9 protein-coding genes are annotated in these 17,169 nt (G+C 60.9%); 4 read left to right on the top strand and 5 right to left on the bottom strand.

From position 1 onward, the window contains the following. The first annotated feature begins 1 nt into the window (after nucleotide 1). Genes MNQ99_RS09045 through MNQ99_RS09030 form a run of 4 tightly spaced genes read left to right on the top strand, consistent with a single transcriptional unit; the run spans nucleotide 2 to nucleotide 8,377 of the window. A complete protein-coding gene (locus MNQ99_RS09045; RefSeq protein ID WP_241915190.1) occupies nucleotides 2-1,282 on the top strand; it encodes a polysaccharide pyruvyl transferase family protein in 1,281 nt (426 codons plus the stop codon). 14 nt (nucleotides 1,283-1,296) lie between these two features. After that, nucleotides 1,297-3,261, top strand: coding sequence for a glycosyltransferase family 2 protein (locus tag MNQ99_RS09040; protein ID WP_241915189.1), 1,965 nt, complete (start codon nucleotides 1,297-1,299; stop codon nucleotides 3,259-3,261). 59 nt (nucleotides 3,262-3,320) lie between these two features. Beyond that, nucleotides 3,321-6,839, top strand: a complete 3,519-nt coding sequence (locus tag MNQ99_RS09035) for a CDP-glycerol glycerophosphotransferase family protein (RefSeq protein WP_241915188.1) — start codon at nucleotides 3,321-3,323, stop codon at nucleotides 6,837-6,839. After that, on the top strand, nucleotides 6,836-8,377 hold the full coding sequence (locus tag MNQ99_RS09030; protein ID WP_241915187.1) for a CDP-glycerol glycerophosphotransferase family protein: 1,542 nt from the start codon (nucleotides 6,836-6,838) through the stop codon (nucleotides 8,375-8,377). The genes MNQ99_RS09035 and MNQ99_RS09030 overlap by 4 nt, the downstream gene beginning before the upstream one ends. 165 nt (nucleotides 8,378-8,542) lie before the next feature. Here MNQ99_RS09030 and MNQ99_RS09025 read toward each other — a convergent pair whose 3' ends face one another. The 5 genes from MNQ99_RS09025 to MNQ99_RS09005 all read right to left on the bottom strand — a co-directional run bounded on the left by MNQ99_RS09025 (nucleotide 8,543) and on the right by MNQ99_RS09005 (nucleotide 17,166). After that, nucleotides 8,543-12,058, bottom strand: coding sequence for a bifunctional glycosyltransferase/CDP-glycerol:glycerophosphate glycerophosphotransferase (locus MNQ99_RS09025; protein WP_241915186.1), 3,516 nt, complete (start codon nucleotides 12,056-12,058; stop codon nucleotides 8,543-8,545). 197 nt (nucleotides 12,059-12,255) lie between these two features. Continuing rightward, nucleotides 12,256-13,698: a bifunctional cytidylyltransferase/SDR family oxidoreductase gene (locus tag MNQ99_RS09020; protein WP_241915185.1), complete on the bottom strand. Its 1,443-nt coding sequence runs from the start codon at nucleotides 13,696-13,698 to the stop codon at nucleotides 12,256-12,258. A gap of 233 nt (nucleotides 13,699-13,931) precedes the next feature. Continuing rightward, a complete protein-coding gene (locus tag MNQ99_RS09015) occupies nucleotides 13,932-15,698 on the bottom strand; it encodes a CDP-glycerol glycerophosphotransferase family protein (RefSeq protein ID WP_241915184.1) in 1,767 nt (588 codons plus the stop codon). 2 nt (nucleotides 15,699-15,700) lie between these two features. After that, on the bottom strand, nucleotides 15,701-16,162 hold the full coding sequence (locus tag MNQ99_RS09010) for an FAD synthase family protein (RefSeq protein WP_241915183.1): 462 nt from the start codon (nucleotides 16,160-16,162) through the stop codon (nucleotides 15,701-15,703). 86 nt (nucleotides 16,163-16,248) lie between these two features. Beyond that, nucleotides 16,249-17,166 carry a glycosyltransferase family 2 protein gene (locus MNQ99_RS09005; RefSeq protein WP_422387526.1) on the bottom strand — a complete coding sequence of 306 codons (918 nt, stop codon included), beginning with the start codon at nucleotides 17,164-17,166 and terminating at the stop codon, nucleotides 16,249-16,251. Between the last annotated feature and the right edge of the window lie 3 nt (nucleotides 17,167-17,169).

The following is a 17,169-nucleotide window of genomic DNA, read 5'->3' as shown; positions in this document are numbered from 1 at the left end:
CATGCAGATTAACGGCACGCCATCCGCTGTCTCGGCTCTGCGCACCCAGGCAAAGCGCCTGGTCCGCGCCTACGGACGGGTCACTGACCCGGACCCCTTACGGTCCTTGCAGAGCCGACTCGGACAGCGGACCACTGGGATGCCCGGCCTGGTCCGGCTCAGGAGGCACTCGGAAACCTGTATGTGCCTGGACTTCAAGGACGGCGCGCTAGCCTACGCTTTCGACCTACGGGTGAAGGCCAGCCAGCTGGAACTGTCGGTGGTGGGCCGGGACGCCGTGTCCAGGCGCGTGCTTCGCAGCTCCCTGGTGGGACTGGCGCCGATGGTCCGGGATCAGGGTGAACGCCACATCCTGTCCCAGTGGCCAGGCGGCCGCAATGCGCGCCAGCGCCTCGTTCAGGAAACCTTGGCCAAGATGCAATGGCTGACTGGCTTGCTGCAAACCTTGCCGCACGAGGCGGCTCCAGATCGGCCGGTCCCCCACGACCATGTACTGACCTACTGGTGGGACCAAAAACCCAACTTCGGGGACACCATCGGCCCCTGGCTGGTGGGCGCCATAACCGGCCGCCCGGTGGTCAACAGCAAGTGGACCGAGCCGCAGCAGCCTTCGCTATTTACCGTCGGGTCCGTCGTCGGCCACCTGAACGTGCCCGGCCACAAGCTGTGGGGCTCCGGAATTATCAATGCGCTGGGCACCGAAAAGGCCGGCCGGATCGGGCCAAACAAACCGGCTGCCATCCATGCCGTCCGGGGACGGTTGACCCGGCACGAGCTCACCACCAAACTGGGCTGGCAAGTCCCCGAGATCTACGGGGATCCGGCCCTTCTGCTGCCGCGGTTTATGGAACCAGCAGCGTCTAAGCAAGCCGGCAAGATCGCCATTGTGCCGCACTACTTGCACAAGCCCTATTTCGCCGAAGTCAAAGGTCCGCAGCTGAACGTGGTCAACGTCGGCAACGGGCTGGAGCGCGTGGTGTCCCAGATCGCCCACGCGAGCCACTGCATTTCAACGTCCCTGCACGGGATCATCATTGCCCACGCTTATGGCGTCCCGTGGACTTGGCTGCGGATCGGGGATCATGTATTGCACGGGGACAACTTCAAGTTCGAAGACTTCTTTAGCGTGCTGGCGCGCGATGAGGTCTCCGAGGCAATAGTCGCCGCTGAGCAGATCACGGCAACGGACTTCGTCAAATTGGCCCAGGCCGCCAGACGGCCCGCCGACACACTCAGCCCGGACCCGCTGCTGGATGCGTTCCCGGCATACTTTCCGGCATGAAATAGAGGCAACACGTGACCACTCCCACCATTTCCATTGTCACGCCCACCTACAACTGCCAGTCGCTGCTCCAGGAATCCTTGGAGAGCGTGTTCAACCAGACTTTGCCGCAGTCCGAAATCGAAATCATCGTGGTGGACGACGGTTCCACCGACGGCACGTGGGACTACCTGCAGTCCCTGCGCGCGGAGCATCCGAACCTGAAGGCCCTGCGGCAGGAGAACTCGGGCAAGCCCAGCGTGGGCCGCAACCGCGGGTTGGCCGCTGCCACCGGCGAGTTCGTCTTCTTCCTCGACTCCGACGATTGGTTCTCCCCGGAGGCTTTGCAACGGATGGTTGCCGCCGCCCGCGAGCATGGGTCCGACGTCGTCGTGGCTCTTGCCGTGGGTGACAACCGGACGGTGCGCCAGGCGTCCTACCTGAAGACCATCTACGACGCCGACGTGCTCGACGACGGCGCGTGGCGGACTCTCTCCCCGTGGAAGCTTTTCCGCACCTCCCTGGTACGCCGCCTCGGAGTCGAATTCCCGGAAGACATGGTCCAGGGCGAAGACCAAGTCTTCGTGGCCCAGTGCTACCTTGCCGCCGAAAAGGTCACGACTCTGGCGGACTACGACTATTATCATCTGCGCGGTCGCGAGGACGGCGGCAACGTTTCCAAACAACGGCAGTCGCTGCGGAACAAACTGCTGACCACCACCCGTGTGGCCGAAATCATCGTGGCGAACACGGAGCCGGGCCGGCGTCGGCAGAAGTTTTTCCACCGCATAATTTTCAGGACGCTGGCGCCGGGGCTGGGCAAGCCGCTCATGACCGCGCCGGCCGATGAGCAGCAGGAATTCCTGAGCCGGATCCAGCGGGAAGTCCTGACCAGCATGGGCAGCGAGGACCTCGCAGCGGCAAGAGACAAGTCCAGACTGCGGCTAGCTGTGGCCCGGGAGGGGACCGTCGCCCAGTTGACTAACCTCAACCACCAGTTGGCGGCAGGACCGTCCTATGTCGCCGAAGAAGGCAGACTGCATTTCGATCTCGGCCCCGAACTCAACGCCCTGGTCCCTGTTGAACTGCGCCGGGTCACGGACGCTGCCAAACTCAACCACAGCTTCGAAGGATTGGGCAGCACGCCCAGCGGGCTAGCAATCATCTACTCCATTCAAACTCCGCTGACCGAGGTCCCCGGTCTGGCCCTTCAACCGCTGGTGATGGAGCTGGTGACTCGAGGCACCTCCCCCGTCACAGTCGACGTGGCCGGCAAAGCGCTTGACGACCAGCGCTGGCAATTCGTTCTTGGCGCGGATCTACTCCCCCAAGCTCCTACGGTTCCCGCGGTCTGGGACGCACACCTAGTGTTATCTGACGGCAGCGGAAAGCTGAGTTCGTCCCGTGCTTCCTATCCCCGCGCCGAGGATGTAGCTCAAGCCCGCGCCGTGGTGCTGCTCTCACCGGAGGACGGCGCAGCCGCCTATTTGGAGGCATACTCCACAACCCATGGCAGCCTGAGCATGCGCCAAAGTGCGCGGCCGAAGTTCACGGCGGTCAAAGTTTCCAGCTACGGCGACGGCGATCTAAAGCTGACGCCCCCCAGGAACGGCGGCAAGATTCGCGCTGCGGCACTCTTGACCGCGCACGGGCGCTTGCAGCTCGATCATCAGCTACTTGCGGACGGCCAGATGGTCGTTCGGCAGCCGGGCGCCTCTAGAATGACGGCCGATTCGACCGCGGCCATGGAAGACCACGTCCCCCCGTTCGTCCTAGAGGTCGAGTGCGAATGGACCAGTTCCCAAATGCCCGTGATCCTCGCTGACGGCAAACTGGTCCCGCTGAAGATGTCTGCCGCCTCGCGGAAGCCTTCGGCCGGAGCCATTGGCACACCAAAGGCGCAGCATCACGATTACAACCGTTCCCTGTTGAAACGCAGCGGACTCTCCAGATTGATGGACCGGTTCCGCCACTCAATACGACACGCACCCCGCGGGTGAGCGCCATATGGCTTCACCATGCCTAGAATTCCCCCAACTGCCCCCAGTGAAAGCTTGACATGGCACTGATATCAGCTGATGATTCCGAAACGCTTCCCAGCGCCCGGCGGGTGCTGCGCAGCCTGGCTGGCGAGGCAGGTTACGGGCTGGGCCTGACCCTGCTGGCCACTGCCGCAGTGGCAGTGGCAGTTTCCGACGGATCCGCCTGGCTGGCTACGGCTATACTTTCGGTGATTAGTGCCGCCGGTATTGTTCAATTGGGGGTGCCCGGCCTGCGGCCTGTCGAATCGCTGGGGCACCTCGCCGTCCCTCGAACAGCGGCTATTGCCGCTGTTTCCCTGCTTCTTATCCAAACCTCCCCGTCATCCGCCGGACGCTGGACCGTGGCGCTCACGGCTGGTGCGGCTCTGGGCATGGTGCTGCTGGAGCCCATAATGCTCCGTGCGGTGGGCGCGCGGCAGGCTTTCACAGCCCAATTGCCTGGTGTTTCCGCAGTGCCAAAGCTGACGAGCCATGCCCACGCCTATGTGATTGGCTCCTTCATATTGCCGTGCTGGGGCGCCGCTATCGCCGCCCTCGGATGGCCGGTTTGGCTCTGGAGCATCGCCACGACGGCACTCCTCGGGTTCTATGGAGCCGCCGGATCGAATGCGTACCGGCGGGCAGTGGCCAGTCGCGCCGTCGAAAGCAACCTCAACACGGCGCTACGGCAGTATGCCCCCGACTTCATCATCTACACCGCCCGGCCGGACGACGCGTCCTACCAGGTGGCCATGTGGCTTCCTTATCTGCAGCGCACTGGCAAGAAGTTCATCATTGTTACCCGCTCGTTGGTGCCCGCCGAGGCCCTGGCCGCAATGACCGATGCCCCCGTGGTCATGCGCCGGCGGGTCGCGGACCTCGACGACGTGGTGGTGCCCAGCGTCAATGCTGTGTTCTATGTCAACGCTTCCTCTGGCAACGGTGCCATGGTGCGCTTCCATGAACTCACGCATGTCTACCTAGGCCACGGGGATTCGGACAAGCCACCGTCGTACAATCCAACGCACGGCATGTATGACAGGATCTTTGCCGCCGGCGAAGCTGCGACCCGTCGCTACGCCGAGCATGGCGTCTCGATCCCACGGGACAAATTCCAGATTGTCGGCCGACCGCAACTGGAAAACGTTCAGCCTGCCCGGCTCAGGGGTACCGAGGCCCCCGTGGTGCTCTACGCCCCCACGTGGCGAGGGCATGTAGAGGAGACCTTCTTCCACTCTCTACCCGTAGGAGAGAAGATTGTCCGCTCGCTGATGGATCGCGGCTCCACTGTCATCTTCCGCCCGCACCCGTTCAGCTACGAATTCCCCGAGGACGCTGCGCTAATCGGCAATATTCAGGAACTCTTGCGAGAGGACGCGCAAAGCACCGGCAGGAAACATCTGTGGGGTGCCGAGGCGGAGTCGGTCCGCGGCATCGTCGATTGCATCAATGCCTCCGATGCCATGGTTTCGGACGTCTCGAGCGTGGTTTCGGATTACCTTTACTCCGGCAAGCCATTCGCCATGGTTGCGGTCAACGCCGCACCGGAGGACTTTGTCCACCAGTACCCGATCGCCCGGGCTTCCTACGTGCTCGAGGGCGGGCTGTCCAATGTGGACGAAGTTCTGGACTCTCTGTTGGGAGCGGACGAGATGGCCGGCGTCCGGTCGGATCTTCGCTCCGATTATCTGGGCGACTTCCCGGTAGAGGGCTACACCGAAGTGTTCATCGAGGCAGCACGCACCATTGCTTCGACGCGCCCCAGCCACGCTATTCCGTCAGCTGCCGCGGAACCCGAGGTGCAAGCGGTGCCGGCCGAGAACGGAGATGCGCCAGACGAGGCGGACGACCGCTCTGCCTCGGGGCGTCGCAGACTGCTGGCCTTGCTGCGCTTCGTCCTGCCCGCGGCCGGGGCGGTGGTCACTTGGTGTGCGTACGTGTTGGCCGCGTCGGGGTGGCTGGTCGGCACTGCCGGTCTGGCAACAGTAGCCATCTCGCTGTTCTTCCACCGCCGTGCCTTCCGACGCCGCCGAGCGCTGAACGCCATGCTGGGCAACGACCTTGCCGCGCGGGCTCTGCTTGTTCTGGCCCTCCTGCTTCAGCTGGGATCGCCCGCCTGGACTGGGACCGCCGCTTGGCTTACCGCCGGCTTGGTCTGCTGGCTGGCAGCCACGTCTCTCGAAGAGCACGCGGCAACGGCTTGGCGCCCCCGGGGATTGGATGCCCGCAATCTGCCTGGCATCAACACGCAGGGCCACGAGATTCTGCCGCGCGGCAGTGCCGCGGTCTTGAGCATCTTTGGCCTTGGTGCGGGCTTCGTGACCGCGTACTTCAGCCCCGGCACCGCCCCGGTTGCAGCCGGGGTGATGGCCCTGCTGCTACTGGCATTCAGCACCAAGGTTTTGGGCGCCGGCTGGTGGCGCAGTTATCGGAACCTGCGCCACGAGGCAGAGCTGTCCCAGACGGTGGAACGCCTAGCGCCCGAATTCGCCCTGTACTTCGGATCAAATGTCGGTGCTGGCTACCAGGCGGGCATGTGGCTGCCATACCTCGACCGGATCGGTCGGCCCTACATCGTTATCACTAGGACCCTACGGATGATGCGTGCAATCGCCGCTCTGACTGAGGCCCCTGTGGTCCACCGGCCGACGCTGCGCAGCTTGGAAGAGGTCGTTCCGCCGAGTCTGAAGGTGGCGTTCTATGTAAATAACGCGGTCAAGAACACTCACTTCATTGAGCGCCGCGAGATGCGCCATGTCTGGCTCAATCACGGTGACTCGGAAAAGCCGGCCTGCTACAACCCGGTGCATGCCATTTACGACCACCTTTTCAGTGCCGGGCAGGCCGGTGTGGACCGCTATGCACGCCACGGCGTTGAAATTCCGGGTGAGAAATTCCGGATTGTGGGAAGGCCGCAGGTGGAGGGCATCCAGCGCCGCCTGGGTGTGCCTGGGCCCAATCCGACTGTGCTGTACGCCCCGACCTGGCGCGGGCCGTACGCGGACTCAGCCGTGTATTCACTCCCGTCTGGGCGCGGCATCGTGGAGGGCCTGTTGGCCCGCGGGTGCACAGTCATTTTTCGCGCTCACCCGTTCAACTACCGCTTTCCTGAGGCAGCCAAGTGGATCGCCGAGATCGGCGATCTCCTGGCAGCAGACGCCGCAGCCACCGGCCGGCAGCATATCTTTGGGAAGGCGGCCGAGCAGGAGATGAGCGTGGTGGACTGCTTTAATGCCTCTGATGCGATGGTCTCCGATGTTTCCGCGATGGTTTCGGACTATTTGCAGTCCGGCAAACCCTTCTCCATCGTCTCCGTGGGACGTACCGTCGAGGAGTTGGCGGCGGAGGCCCCGGCGTCTCGGGCCGCCTATGTGATCGAGGAGGACTTGGGGAATCTGGACCAGGCGCTGGACGATCTGCTCGTCCAGGATCCGCTGGCGGCGCAACGGGAAGAATCCAGGGTCTACTATCTTGGTGACTTCCCGGCAGGCAGCTACGCCGACGGCTTCCTGACGGCCGCCAGAGAACTAATCGACGCGCCCAGGCGGCCGTTGTGAGGCGCGCGCTTCGTACCGTGCTGCCCCTCACAGCGGGTACCGTGGTGCTCGGTGCCGGAGCCGGTTTCCTCGCCGCCTCACTCGCGCTACAAGGCTCTGCCGGGCTGTGGTGGGTGCTGCTGGGTGGAATCGGAACGGCCCTCAGCATTGTCCTGGTCCCAATTACCCACCGGGTCCTTGCCGTTCACCACGTCACCGCGTACGGGCTACCCGGTGTCAAGCTGCCCACCGCCCCGCAGGTTTGGGTTCCAAGCGTCCTGGCCGGGGCCAGTTTGCTCGGGACCGCGGCCATTCTCAATGCCGGATGGAGCGTGTTGTGGTGGATCCTGTGGCTGGCAGCTATCGGATCTGCCATGGCCGGCGTTGCTGGCTATGCCTTCTGGCTAGCTCGTCAGCGCCGCCGACGCTGGCCCTCCGTACAACAGGCTTTAGACGACTACGGCCCACAGTTCCTGATCTACACCGGACGCAAAGACGGCGGTGCTTACCAGATCGAGCAGTGGCTGGGACCGTTGAAGGAGCTCCGGGTGCCCTTCGCCGTTATCACTCGGCACAATGAAGCCGCGGATTCGCTGCAAAAGCGATCTGCGCTGGCGGGCATACCGCTGGTCGCTTGCCTAAACACCGCAGAGCTGGACAAGGTCATAGCCCCCACCGTGCGTGCAGTCTTCTACGTCAACTCGGTGGCGTCGAACATTAATATGGTCAGCTACAGGAATCTGACGCATGTCTACCTTGGGCACGGGGATTCTGACAAAGAGATTTCCGCGCACCCGGTCCACGCCATGTACGACAAGATTTTTGTCGCAGGACAGGCCGCCATTGAGCGATACTATGCCAACAACGTGCTTATCCCGGAAGGAAAGTTCGCCATCGTTGGACGCCCACAGCTGCGCGGGGCGGACCGAGGACCGCGCAGGCGCGGCCCGAACGAGCCGGTCACTGTGCTCTACGCCCCGACTTGGCTTGGCTATAACGATGCTTCCACTCTCAGTTCGCTTGCGCACGCCGGCCCCTACATCGAGCGACTCCTGTCAGGCGGAGCCCGGATCATTTTTCGCCCGCACCCTTTCAGCAGCAAGTCACCCGACGAGCGGCGGCTTGTAGCCTCCGTGGACGAACTACTGCTCCGGCACGGGGGTCCGCACATAGCTTCCGGCGAGGCCCGGGCAGCGGACCTGGTGGGATTGTTCAATGATTCGGATGCACTGATTACCGATGTCTCAAGCGTTCTAGTGGACTATACGGTCACCGATAGGCCAATTGGCGTCATTGCTCAAACAGATGACGGGCTGGTTGACCGCTATCCGTCATTGCGCGTCGCACAACTGCTGCACTCGCCCGCTGATGCGGATGTCCTGGTGGAATGCGCGCAGCGGGGAGATAACCCGCGCAGGGAGAACGCAGCCGTCTACCAGAGCCAATCCGAGTGCTTCGAGACCACAATCAGGGAGATTCTGGCCACCGACGCCAGTACCGCGCTGGCCACGGTGCCAGCTTCGACGGTGGACACGGAAGCTATCACGTCGGAAGATTGAACTTTTGTCGGCGGACTTAGTCGCCTGAGGAATCGGGCAACTGTCGGTGGGTCACCCCGATCGATGATGTCCAAGAGCGCGCTCAAAAACTCGGGGCCAGAAAGACTTGACATAGTCATGGGAGATGTCACCTAGGTAACGCGCATCAACTGGCGAAATAGCCGCCTACTGGGCCTCTGGTCTTCTTCGCGTGGAGATGGGAACGTTGTGTCCGGATACAACGGCGCTATCACTGGCGTCGCGCAAAATCTTTTCGACAAATCGTTCGGTTGCACGTCCGTCGTCAAGGGGATTGAACCGGGAAACAAATTCGTCATAGACGGAACCGAACCGATCCCAATAGCGGTTTAACCCCATGAGCTCTTCCGCCAATCCGTCATTATCAATAACGCGCGGACCCGGAGCGGTTTCGCCATACGGGATGAGCGGGGGTGTCTTTGCAAAGTACGTTTCCTCGTCCGGCACGAAGAATATCATTGGCTTCTTTGTCACCGAATAATCAAAGCGGACGGAAGAATAATCGAAAACACCGACATCGGATGCCATAATCAAGTCATTAATTTCGGGATAGTCAGTTACGACGACTACGCCAGACTGCTGGACCGGCCGGCTTGAGTGCCGCTGATGTGCTGGATGACCTCGAAGAAGCACAACGAAGCCGTCGCCCAACATGGCCGACAGCTCGTACGGATTGAGCAGCTCGACCATCCGTGACACCCACGGGTTGGTGCTCTCGTAGTCCCGCCAGGTGGGCGCATATAGCACCGCCGTCTGATCATCGCGAATACCCAGCATCTTCCGCACGACACTGCGTCGATCGACTCTGTCCGATACGAGAACGTCATTGCGAGGATGTCCAGCCTCAACAATCTCCGCAGAGATAGGGAAACACTTGCGGTACATTTTCGTCGCTTCAGGGCTGGGCGACAACAAGTAATCCCAAGTATCCCTCTCAGCCAGGTTCCGTGCCTGCTGTGCAGAACTGACATTTTGCGATTCCCATCGCGGCAGTCCCATGAGTTTGAAGGGATGACCGTGATATGTCTGGACCACAACCTGACCGGGCTTCTTCTCGTAAACTGGAGGCAGCTCATGATTGACGCAGATGTACTTGCAAGTAGCCAACACTTCGAACCAGGACTCCGTATGGATAACCACAGGGATGGCGCCGTCCGGTAATGGAACGGAATAATCCACAACACCCCAGTACGTCTCTATTTCAGGATGGTTTATCCGCAAGTAATTGTGGATCGCCAGTTGGCTGTCTGTCGCGCAATCGCCGATGAGGCATTGGAAATAAATGGCGTTCTTGAGTCTAGGAGTTCTCCCAGCCGAGGCGACCAGGTATTGAGTTCGCGTGTACATTGACCGGTCAGCAAGACTATGCGCTGCCTGAACCTGGAAGCCGACGGCCCCGCCCCGCTTGAGAAGCTGTCCGTGCATGCGCGGGCTCTCAAGCCGCAGGGGCAGTTGCTCTGTCATTGCCCGGTCTGTCAGCACCTGCAGAGACTCTCGGTTTCCGCGCGGGGTCATACGGTAGGCTACGAAGCGGTACCAAGCCTGCGGGAGCACAGTCTCTCGGTCTGTACCGGGCCGTGCTTGGCTAACTGGTATGGACCAGCGCAGGCCGTCGACCGATTTGGTTGCCCGCACCCGTCGCGACGTTTGTTTCGATGAGACCATTTCCAGGAAGACTCCCGAGTCACCCGAGAAAGTGCTGGAGGCTTCGATGACGAAGAAGCCGTCGTTGCTAATGGAGAAACCGGACACATTAATCTTGTCCGCAGCTGCCCCGAGATACATAACCCCGGTGACCGACCGGCTAATTGCAAACGGCTCACCTGAATTGTCAACTGACTCGGCGGACCCGACATGCAACTTGCGCCGCACGCCGGCAGCATCGACCAGATAGATGTACAAGGGCAGTCCCAACGAGACCAATTCGTTCATGTCCAGATCGATCGAGTAATGCCCTGCTGCATTTGGGGTAATGGGGAAGGACCAGGCCAGGTTTGCGTCCTTGGCACTAACTTGAGCCACGATCGGCATGAATTCTGATGAGGGGCTTTCCAGTTGGATGGCGACCATCGAACCATCCACCTGCACACTTCGGGCGACGGCCGCCCGACGGTCGGCGAAGATTTGAAGGCCGGCGTCGGGCGTCCATTTAGGCCGCAGAACCACGCGGTCTCGGCTGTGGCTCATGGACAGAGACTGGGCGGATCCACCCTTAGTCCGGGATCCGAACGGACTCTCCAGTATCAGGGTTCCGAGCTTAACCTCCACGGAAATCGACCAACGGGCCATCTTTCCGTCTACACAGGGCAGCGACATAAGCAAATCTGTCAGGTCCACCGTGGCAACGAAGGCGGTCCCACCGTAGTCCACCCAGTGGTGCCGGGCGCGCACGGATGCTTCGGCATTGTGAGCCTGCGCTACAGGAACCCGAACGACTTCCCCTCGAGCGTCGCGAACGACGATGTGGACCGACTGAGTCTTCTGCATGGGGTCGGTGTTCGACAAGTAAGCCCACCCAGACACTTCAAGCTTGACGGGTGACAGCCACCGAACCTTATCCAGGACGGACTCAATCTTGAGGTCCTCACGCGGAATGCGGAGCAACTTTCGCGGTATTGCGTATGCTGCCTCCGTTGCGAACGGAAGGATGGAGTAGACGTCCTCACGCTCGTGTTCAACGGGATGGGACCGCAGGTCCCGGCCACGCCGGTTGAGGTATTCTTCGACAACTGTTCGGGGCTGGGTCAGCGCCAAGTACATCAGGACACGGTTCTGCGGCGAAACTTTTGCCTGCTCCAGCAGTTCCTCTTCCGAGACGACAAAGCTGACCATTTGGATCACTGCTTCGTAGGATTCGTCCCCAAGGGATCGCGCCTGACCGAGATAATTGGGGAAATGGTACTGCAGCAAGGTCCACTTCCACGCGGCTGTAATCTCCACTTTATCGAGATCATCCAGGTAAGTCTTTGTCAACTTAACTGCGTGGAACCGGGCTTGAATCTTCTCGGTCGTATACATATTTTGGCTGAGCGAAGAACCATCTTCCCTAATAAGCCAACGATAGGTAGTTGCCTTCAGAACATCGATCGACCGTGCGGCTGTCAGCGCATTCGTGATGACCGGCTGGTCTTCAAACAGAACCCCCTCACGGAAGGCAAAGTTCTGGCGCTGCCAAAAATACCTATTGTAGATCTTGTTAGGAGAATAAAAGTCACGAAGTATCTCTGGAAAATCTTCCGCTTTGATGCCGAGACGGTCCTCGCTGTGGACAAGCTTGACCCATTCGGGCGTGATGGTCTTACCGTTGCGGCTGCGGACCATGGCACCTACGACGATTTCAGACCCTGTCTGCGTGGCGGAGGCAATCATTTGCTGATAGGCATCCGACGGTATCTCATCGTCAGAGTCCACGAACGTGATGTAGTCGCCTCGAGCCTCCGCGATGCCCGTATTTCGTGCCGCCCCCAGACCACCGTTCTCCCGCCGCACAATTCTGATCCGGTGATCTAACGACGCAAATGTATCGGCGATGGAAAACGAATTATCAGGTGACCCGTCGTCTACGACAATAATCTCGAGATTCTCATAAGCCTGGCTGATCAGGCTTTGAAGACAGTCAGCCAGGTACTTCTCGACATTATAGACAGGTACGATGACCGACAAGAGCGGTTGTTCGGCTTTCCTGCGGGACTTAGACGGGACCATTTTACGGTATGTGCTCTTAAGGCTCCGGGGCACAAATCTGGTCCACCGCCGCTGCTTTTGCCTAAACTTCGTCGTTTGGGCTGCTCCCTGCTTGTTCGCTGCCACGCTTCTGTCTATCCTTTTACTTCTCAAAATGTGTCAACCAGTGGAGCGGATTATTTGATGATTTCCGCTTCGTATTCAAGAGAAGCAACGGACAGAGGGTCGGTTTTACGGACGTCGATGACGTGGCCTGTCTTCTCCGAGATGAGAATGTCGAGGGAGGCTTGAGCCACAGTCTCGGATTCGAGCAGGCCAGCAGGGTCTTCCTGTCCGAACGCCTTGGTCCGCATGGGCGTCCCAGTGCGTTCCGGGTTAACACAGTTGACGCGAACGCCATCTTCGGACCATTCATCCGCCAGCGCCTGCGTGAGGTTCACCGTTGCGGCTTTGGCCGAACTGTACAAACTATAACTGGCCCGCCCCCGGGTGTAGGAACTCGAAGTGAAAAGAAGGAGCGAGCCGCCAGTTTTCTTCAGTTCTGGATAGAAGGTCTGAGCGACCAACACTGGGCCAATGTAATTGATTTCGGTCGACTCCCAAATCGTTTCATCCGACGTCTCGCTCAGCAGCCCGCGCGGCAGTACGCCTGCGGTGTTGACCACATAATCGATGCGTCCCGTTTCGGCGAGGACTAGGTCTCGGGCTGCAACGATATCCTCACGCCGGTTTACATGGGTCTTGGTGCTGGAACGGGAGAAGGTTTTGACAGTTGCCCCATAGCGCGCCGCTACTGCTGCGATATCGGCACCGATTCCGTACGAGCCGCCGAAGACCACAACAGTCTTCCCCTCTAGCGCCGCACGATATCCTTCCTCGTTCAAAGGCGTCTGCACATCGTTGCTAGTGAGTTGGAAGAGCTTGTCTGCGATGTAGATGTCGATCGGTTCGGTAACCTTCATGTTCCGGTCGTCGCCGTGCACAACTGCTACGGGGACGTTGGAATTGTATTTCAGCACTACCGTGCAGTCGTCTGTAGCAGCGAAATCCGGGTCCTTAGCTGCCTCGGCGTAGGCCGACCGGATGACGCTGAGCTTGAACGCTTGGGGCGTCTGGCCCCGGCGAAGCATGGCCCGCGGCGGGACAGAGCTAATTACCGGATAACCGTCGATCTCTGTGCCTGCGACAGCAATGATGGTATCTGCGGAAGGGATAGCGACATCGACGGCGCCGTGTGTTTCCAGGGCCTTGACAACGTCGGTGATAATCCGCGGGGACAGCAAGGGGCGGACAGCATCGTGGAGGATGACGTTGCATTCCTCGTCGTCCAAGGCAGCCAACGCCCGCTGCGTGGTGTCGTTACGGTTGTCGGCTCCCTCGAGAATCTGCGTAACCTTCGCGAAGTCGTTACGTTTGACGATCTCCCGTACCTTATCGAGGTATCCAGGAGTCATCATGACCAAGACCTCGTCAACGGCGGGGTGACTATTCAGGACGTCAAGGGTGTGTTCCATGATGGGCCGGCCAGCGATTTTGATCAGTTGCTTGGGAATATTCAGGCCGACGCGTGACCCGACGCCTCCGGCCAGTACAACTGCTACGTTCCGAAGCTGAGACAAAAGACTCTCCCTAATTCATCAAATCGTTGGCGGGTCGCCCAGAACAGTTTACCGGCTATTCACAAGCCACTTTGCCAGCAGCCTGCCAGTCCGCAGCTGGCGCGTGCATGTAGTACGCATTGACCGGGCAAACTGCCCCGACATCTACCGAGGCAGTGTCCAATCGCCCGGATGGCGTGGCGAACCGTTGCGAGACTACGTCGTGCCAGAATGCTTCCTTGCTGAGCCGTCCGTTATGGCACCGTTGATTTGACCGCCGGTAGGCCGTCGATGATGGCCAAGGAAGCCTCGACAAACGGCTTCGCAGCCTGCGGACCTATCACGTCGCCCAGGCAGTACCGGCGGCGCTCTGCTCGCTTGGCTGCCAGGGGGTCGACGCCCAGAAGTCCGTCCAGGGCCGGTGCGAGCGTCGAAAGGTCCTTCTCGATCACGTAGGCAACCTGCGCCGTGGGGAACTCCCTCAGGAAGGCCTCACCGCCGGAAGTGATAGCTGCCATGGCGAATGGCTTGCCCGAGGCCAGATACTCGGAGGCGATGCTGGAGACATCGGTGACCAAGGCATCCGAGAGGTTGAAGCAACCCGCCACATCGAGGTCCTTCTCGGCGGGCCGCCCGAAGACGTGCTTGCGGCCGGAGGCTTCGGCATTCTTGCGCAGCAGATCGTGAATCTTTAGTACCTGCTTCTTATCGGCAGGAATCCCGTAGCTCAACGGGTGCGGACGGAAGACCACCGTCGCGCCCCGTGCCAAAAGGGCAGTGACGATCTCGGGCCCGATGGGCAGGGACGAGTAACTAGTGCTCGGACGGCCACCCTGCCACGTCGGAGCATAAAGCACTGTCGGCGAGGTCGGCACGGTTGCGTTTTCGCGGAACTCGATCTTCTCGACCTGCGGCCGCCCCACCAACTCAAACTTCTCCCGCGGAATATCGATGCCGTGGGCCGCATAACGCGCTACACCCTGCTCACCGCAGACGAAGAGCTTGTCATAGGTCGCATGCCGCGGGTGGAAATTGGCTTCCTTGTCCGAGTCGCCGTGATTGAGCCAAATGTGGGTCAACTTCCGGTAACGCTGGAAGGCAGCGTTGCCCGGGCTTCCCTGAACGTAGTAGGCCGCCTGCAGCGTCGGTACCACCAAACGATCCAGCGCACCGACTGCGCCTTCCATCACGCTGACAACCGGTGCATTCGTGAGACGTGCGATGACCGGCACCGTCGCCGGGTTCTTCGTGATGACCACGAAGGGACGGTCCAGCCGTTCCAAGTATGGAAGCCACATCCCCAACTGGTACTCGGCGCCCTTGAGCGCGGCATAGTAGACCGCGAAGTCCGGCTTGTGGCCCTTCAGCAGGTCCGGCAGCCGGTCATAGTTTCGCTTGCTTACCGCCAGGGACACGAAAGCAAATTTCAGCACCCGCCACACAGGCACCAACTGGGCCAGCGCCACGATGAACAGAATCCAACCAGGAACCCGGAAAACGGCCAGTGCCACGGCCAGCCCGATGATCGCCAGCGTATTGCGGGTGAGGTTACCGGCTGCAAAGGGTCGGCGAGGCGTGGTCGCGGCGCCTGGCAAGTTCGCGCACTGCTGCCGCTTTCCGCCCAGAATGCGCTTGAGCACGGGCTCCTGCAGTACGACGATGGTGGTCAGTCCCAGTGCCGCCCAGCTCCATGCCGCGCTATCGGGAACCATCCGAGCGTAGAAACCGGCCGCGGTGATCGCCAGTACGACGCGCAACGATACGTAGGTGGCCAGAAGCCGCCCTCGGTTCACGCGCCGAAGGGAACCGCGCTTCAGCCAAAGAATGGCCGAGTAGGCCAGCCCAGCGACTGCCGCCCCGAGGACTGCCGGAGGAATGGACGACGATGCTAGTACCAAGGCGCAGCCCGCAAAGGCAAGAATGCCGAGGACGAGATTGGAAGCCAGGCTCTTCGTGTCGCTTTTCAGGCTCTTCAGGGCAGTGGCAAAGCCGACCGTCACCTCGCTCGTGTCGCTGGCCATTCCTAGCTGAGCTCTTTGACGATCTGGCTGATGCTGTCCAGCGTCCGCTTAAGCTCTTCGACATGGCGCTCGTCGAAGGCGCTCAGGACCCGCTTCATCTCGGTGGTTGAGATGCCGCTGGTCCGGGGCAGATACACGACCTCGACCTTGTCTCCAAGATCGTCGAACTTGCCCTTCCAGTCCTCACCGATACCAAAAACATCGACGCTGTACTTTTCGATGTCCGCGCGCTTCTGCGCCCAGTTGCTCTCCGGTATTGCCATGTCCACGCAACTAAGAGCACGCACGATCTCGATCCGCTGTTCAAACGGGACCACAGGTTTCTTGCCCTTGATTGCGTTGAACTCGTCAGTGGACACACCAACGATCAGACGGTCCCCCAAGTCACTCAGTCGCTTGAGAATGTTCAAATGACCGATATGGAACAAGTCGAACGTTCCATAAGTAAGAACCGTTTTGCCCACCAGCGTTACCCCGCCTCTTTTGTTAACCTCAGTTTTGTCTGCCTGCCATCTTAGGGCAGGAGTTGCTATCCATGGTGCCGGGAGGACTAGATCACGGGCCAGCGGCCCGAAGCACCCATCCGGAAGATGGTGGACCACTTCAGCTTCCGCCGGCTCTCCCCCGGACCCCACGGGTCCTGCTGCCAGCCGGCACGCCAGCCGGCGAACCAGGGCTTGAGCTGCCCGACGTCGCGCCGCGAGCGGAGGATCTGGACCAGCGTCCAGGAGCCTACATAGGCCCAACTGAAGGGCCAGCGCAGGTTGCGCCGGGCCAGCCAGACCCGGTTGCGGGCGTTGAGCCGGAAGAACTCTTCGTGCCGGCGCGGATCGATCACAGGGTGCCCGGCACGGAGGTCCCCGGCGTACCATGTGCTGAAACCGGTGTCCCAGACCCGCCAGGCGAATTCGATTCCCTCGTGGGCGTACCAGAACGTGGAAGGCCAGCCACCGGTGCGATCGAACACGTCGCGGCGCATGGCGATGGCCATTTCGACCACGGAGAAAACATTGCTAGACGTATCAGCGCTGCCCTTGCGCAGCCGCGGAATCCAGCGTTGCGGAGCGCTGGGGTCTTGCGGGTCTTCGATCCGGGGCTGGACCATCCCGATGTAAGGCCGGTCCCGGAACAGTCGAGCGCAGGAGAGCAGGAAGTCCTCGTCCGGCAGCCAGGCGTCGTCGTCGAGGAAGAAGAGGTACTCCCCCGAGACCTGGGGGACGCCAGCGTTGCGCCCGGCGGGGATGCCGAGGTTCTCTTCCAAGTGCAGGGTCTTAAAACCTGTGGGCAGTCCTTCGGGCTTCCAGCCGTTGCCGACGACGACTACGTCTAGGCTGACCCCACGCTGGGCACGCAGTGAGTCAAAGCCGCGCTGCAACTCCTCTGGCCGCGTGCCCTGCGTCAGGATGACCACGCCAAAGGCGGGCATCACGGTGGAGTCGCCGGGCGCCGTCGCACGATTGTTCGGCATTGT

Source organism: Arthrobacter sulfonylureivorans (assembly GCF_022637435.1).
GTDB lineage: Bacteria > Actinomycetota > Actinomycetes > Actinomycetales > Micrococcaceae > Crystallibacter > Crystallibacter sulfonylureivorans.
The sequence above is the reverse complement of the archived record's forward strand: the minus strand, read 5'-3'. Positions and strand labels throughout refer to the sequence as shown.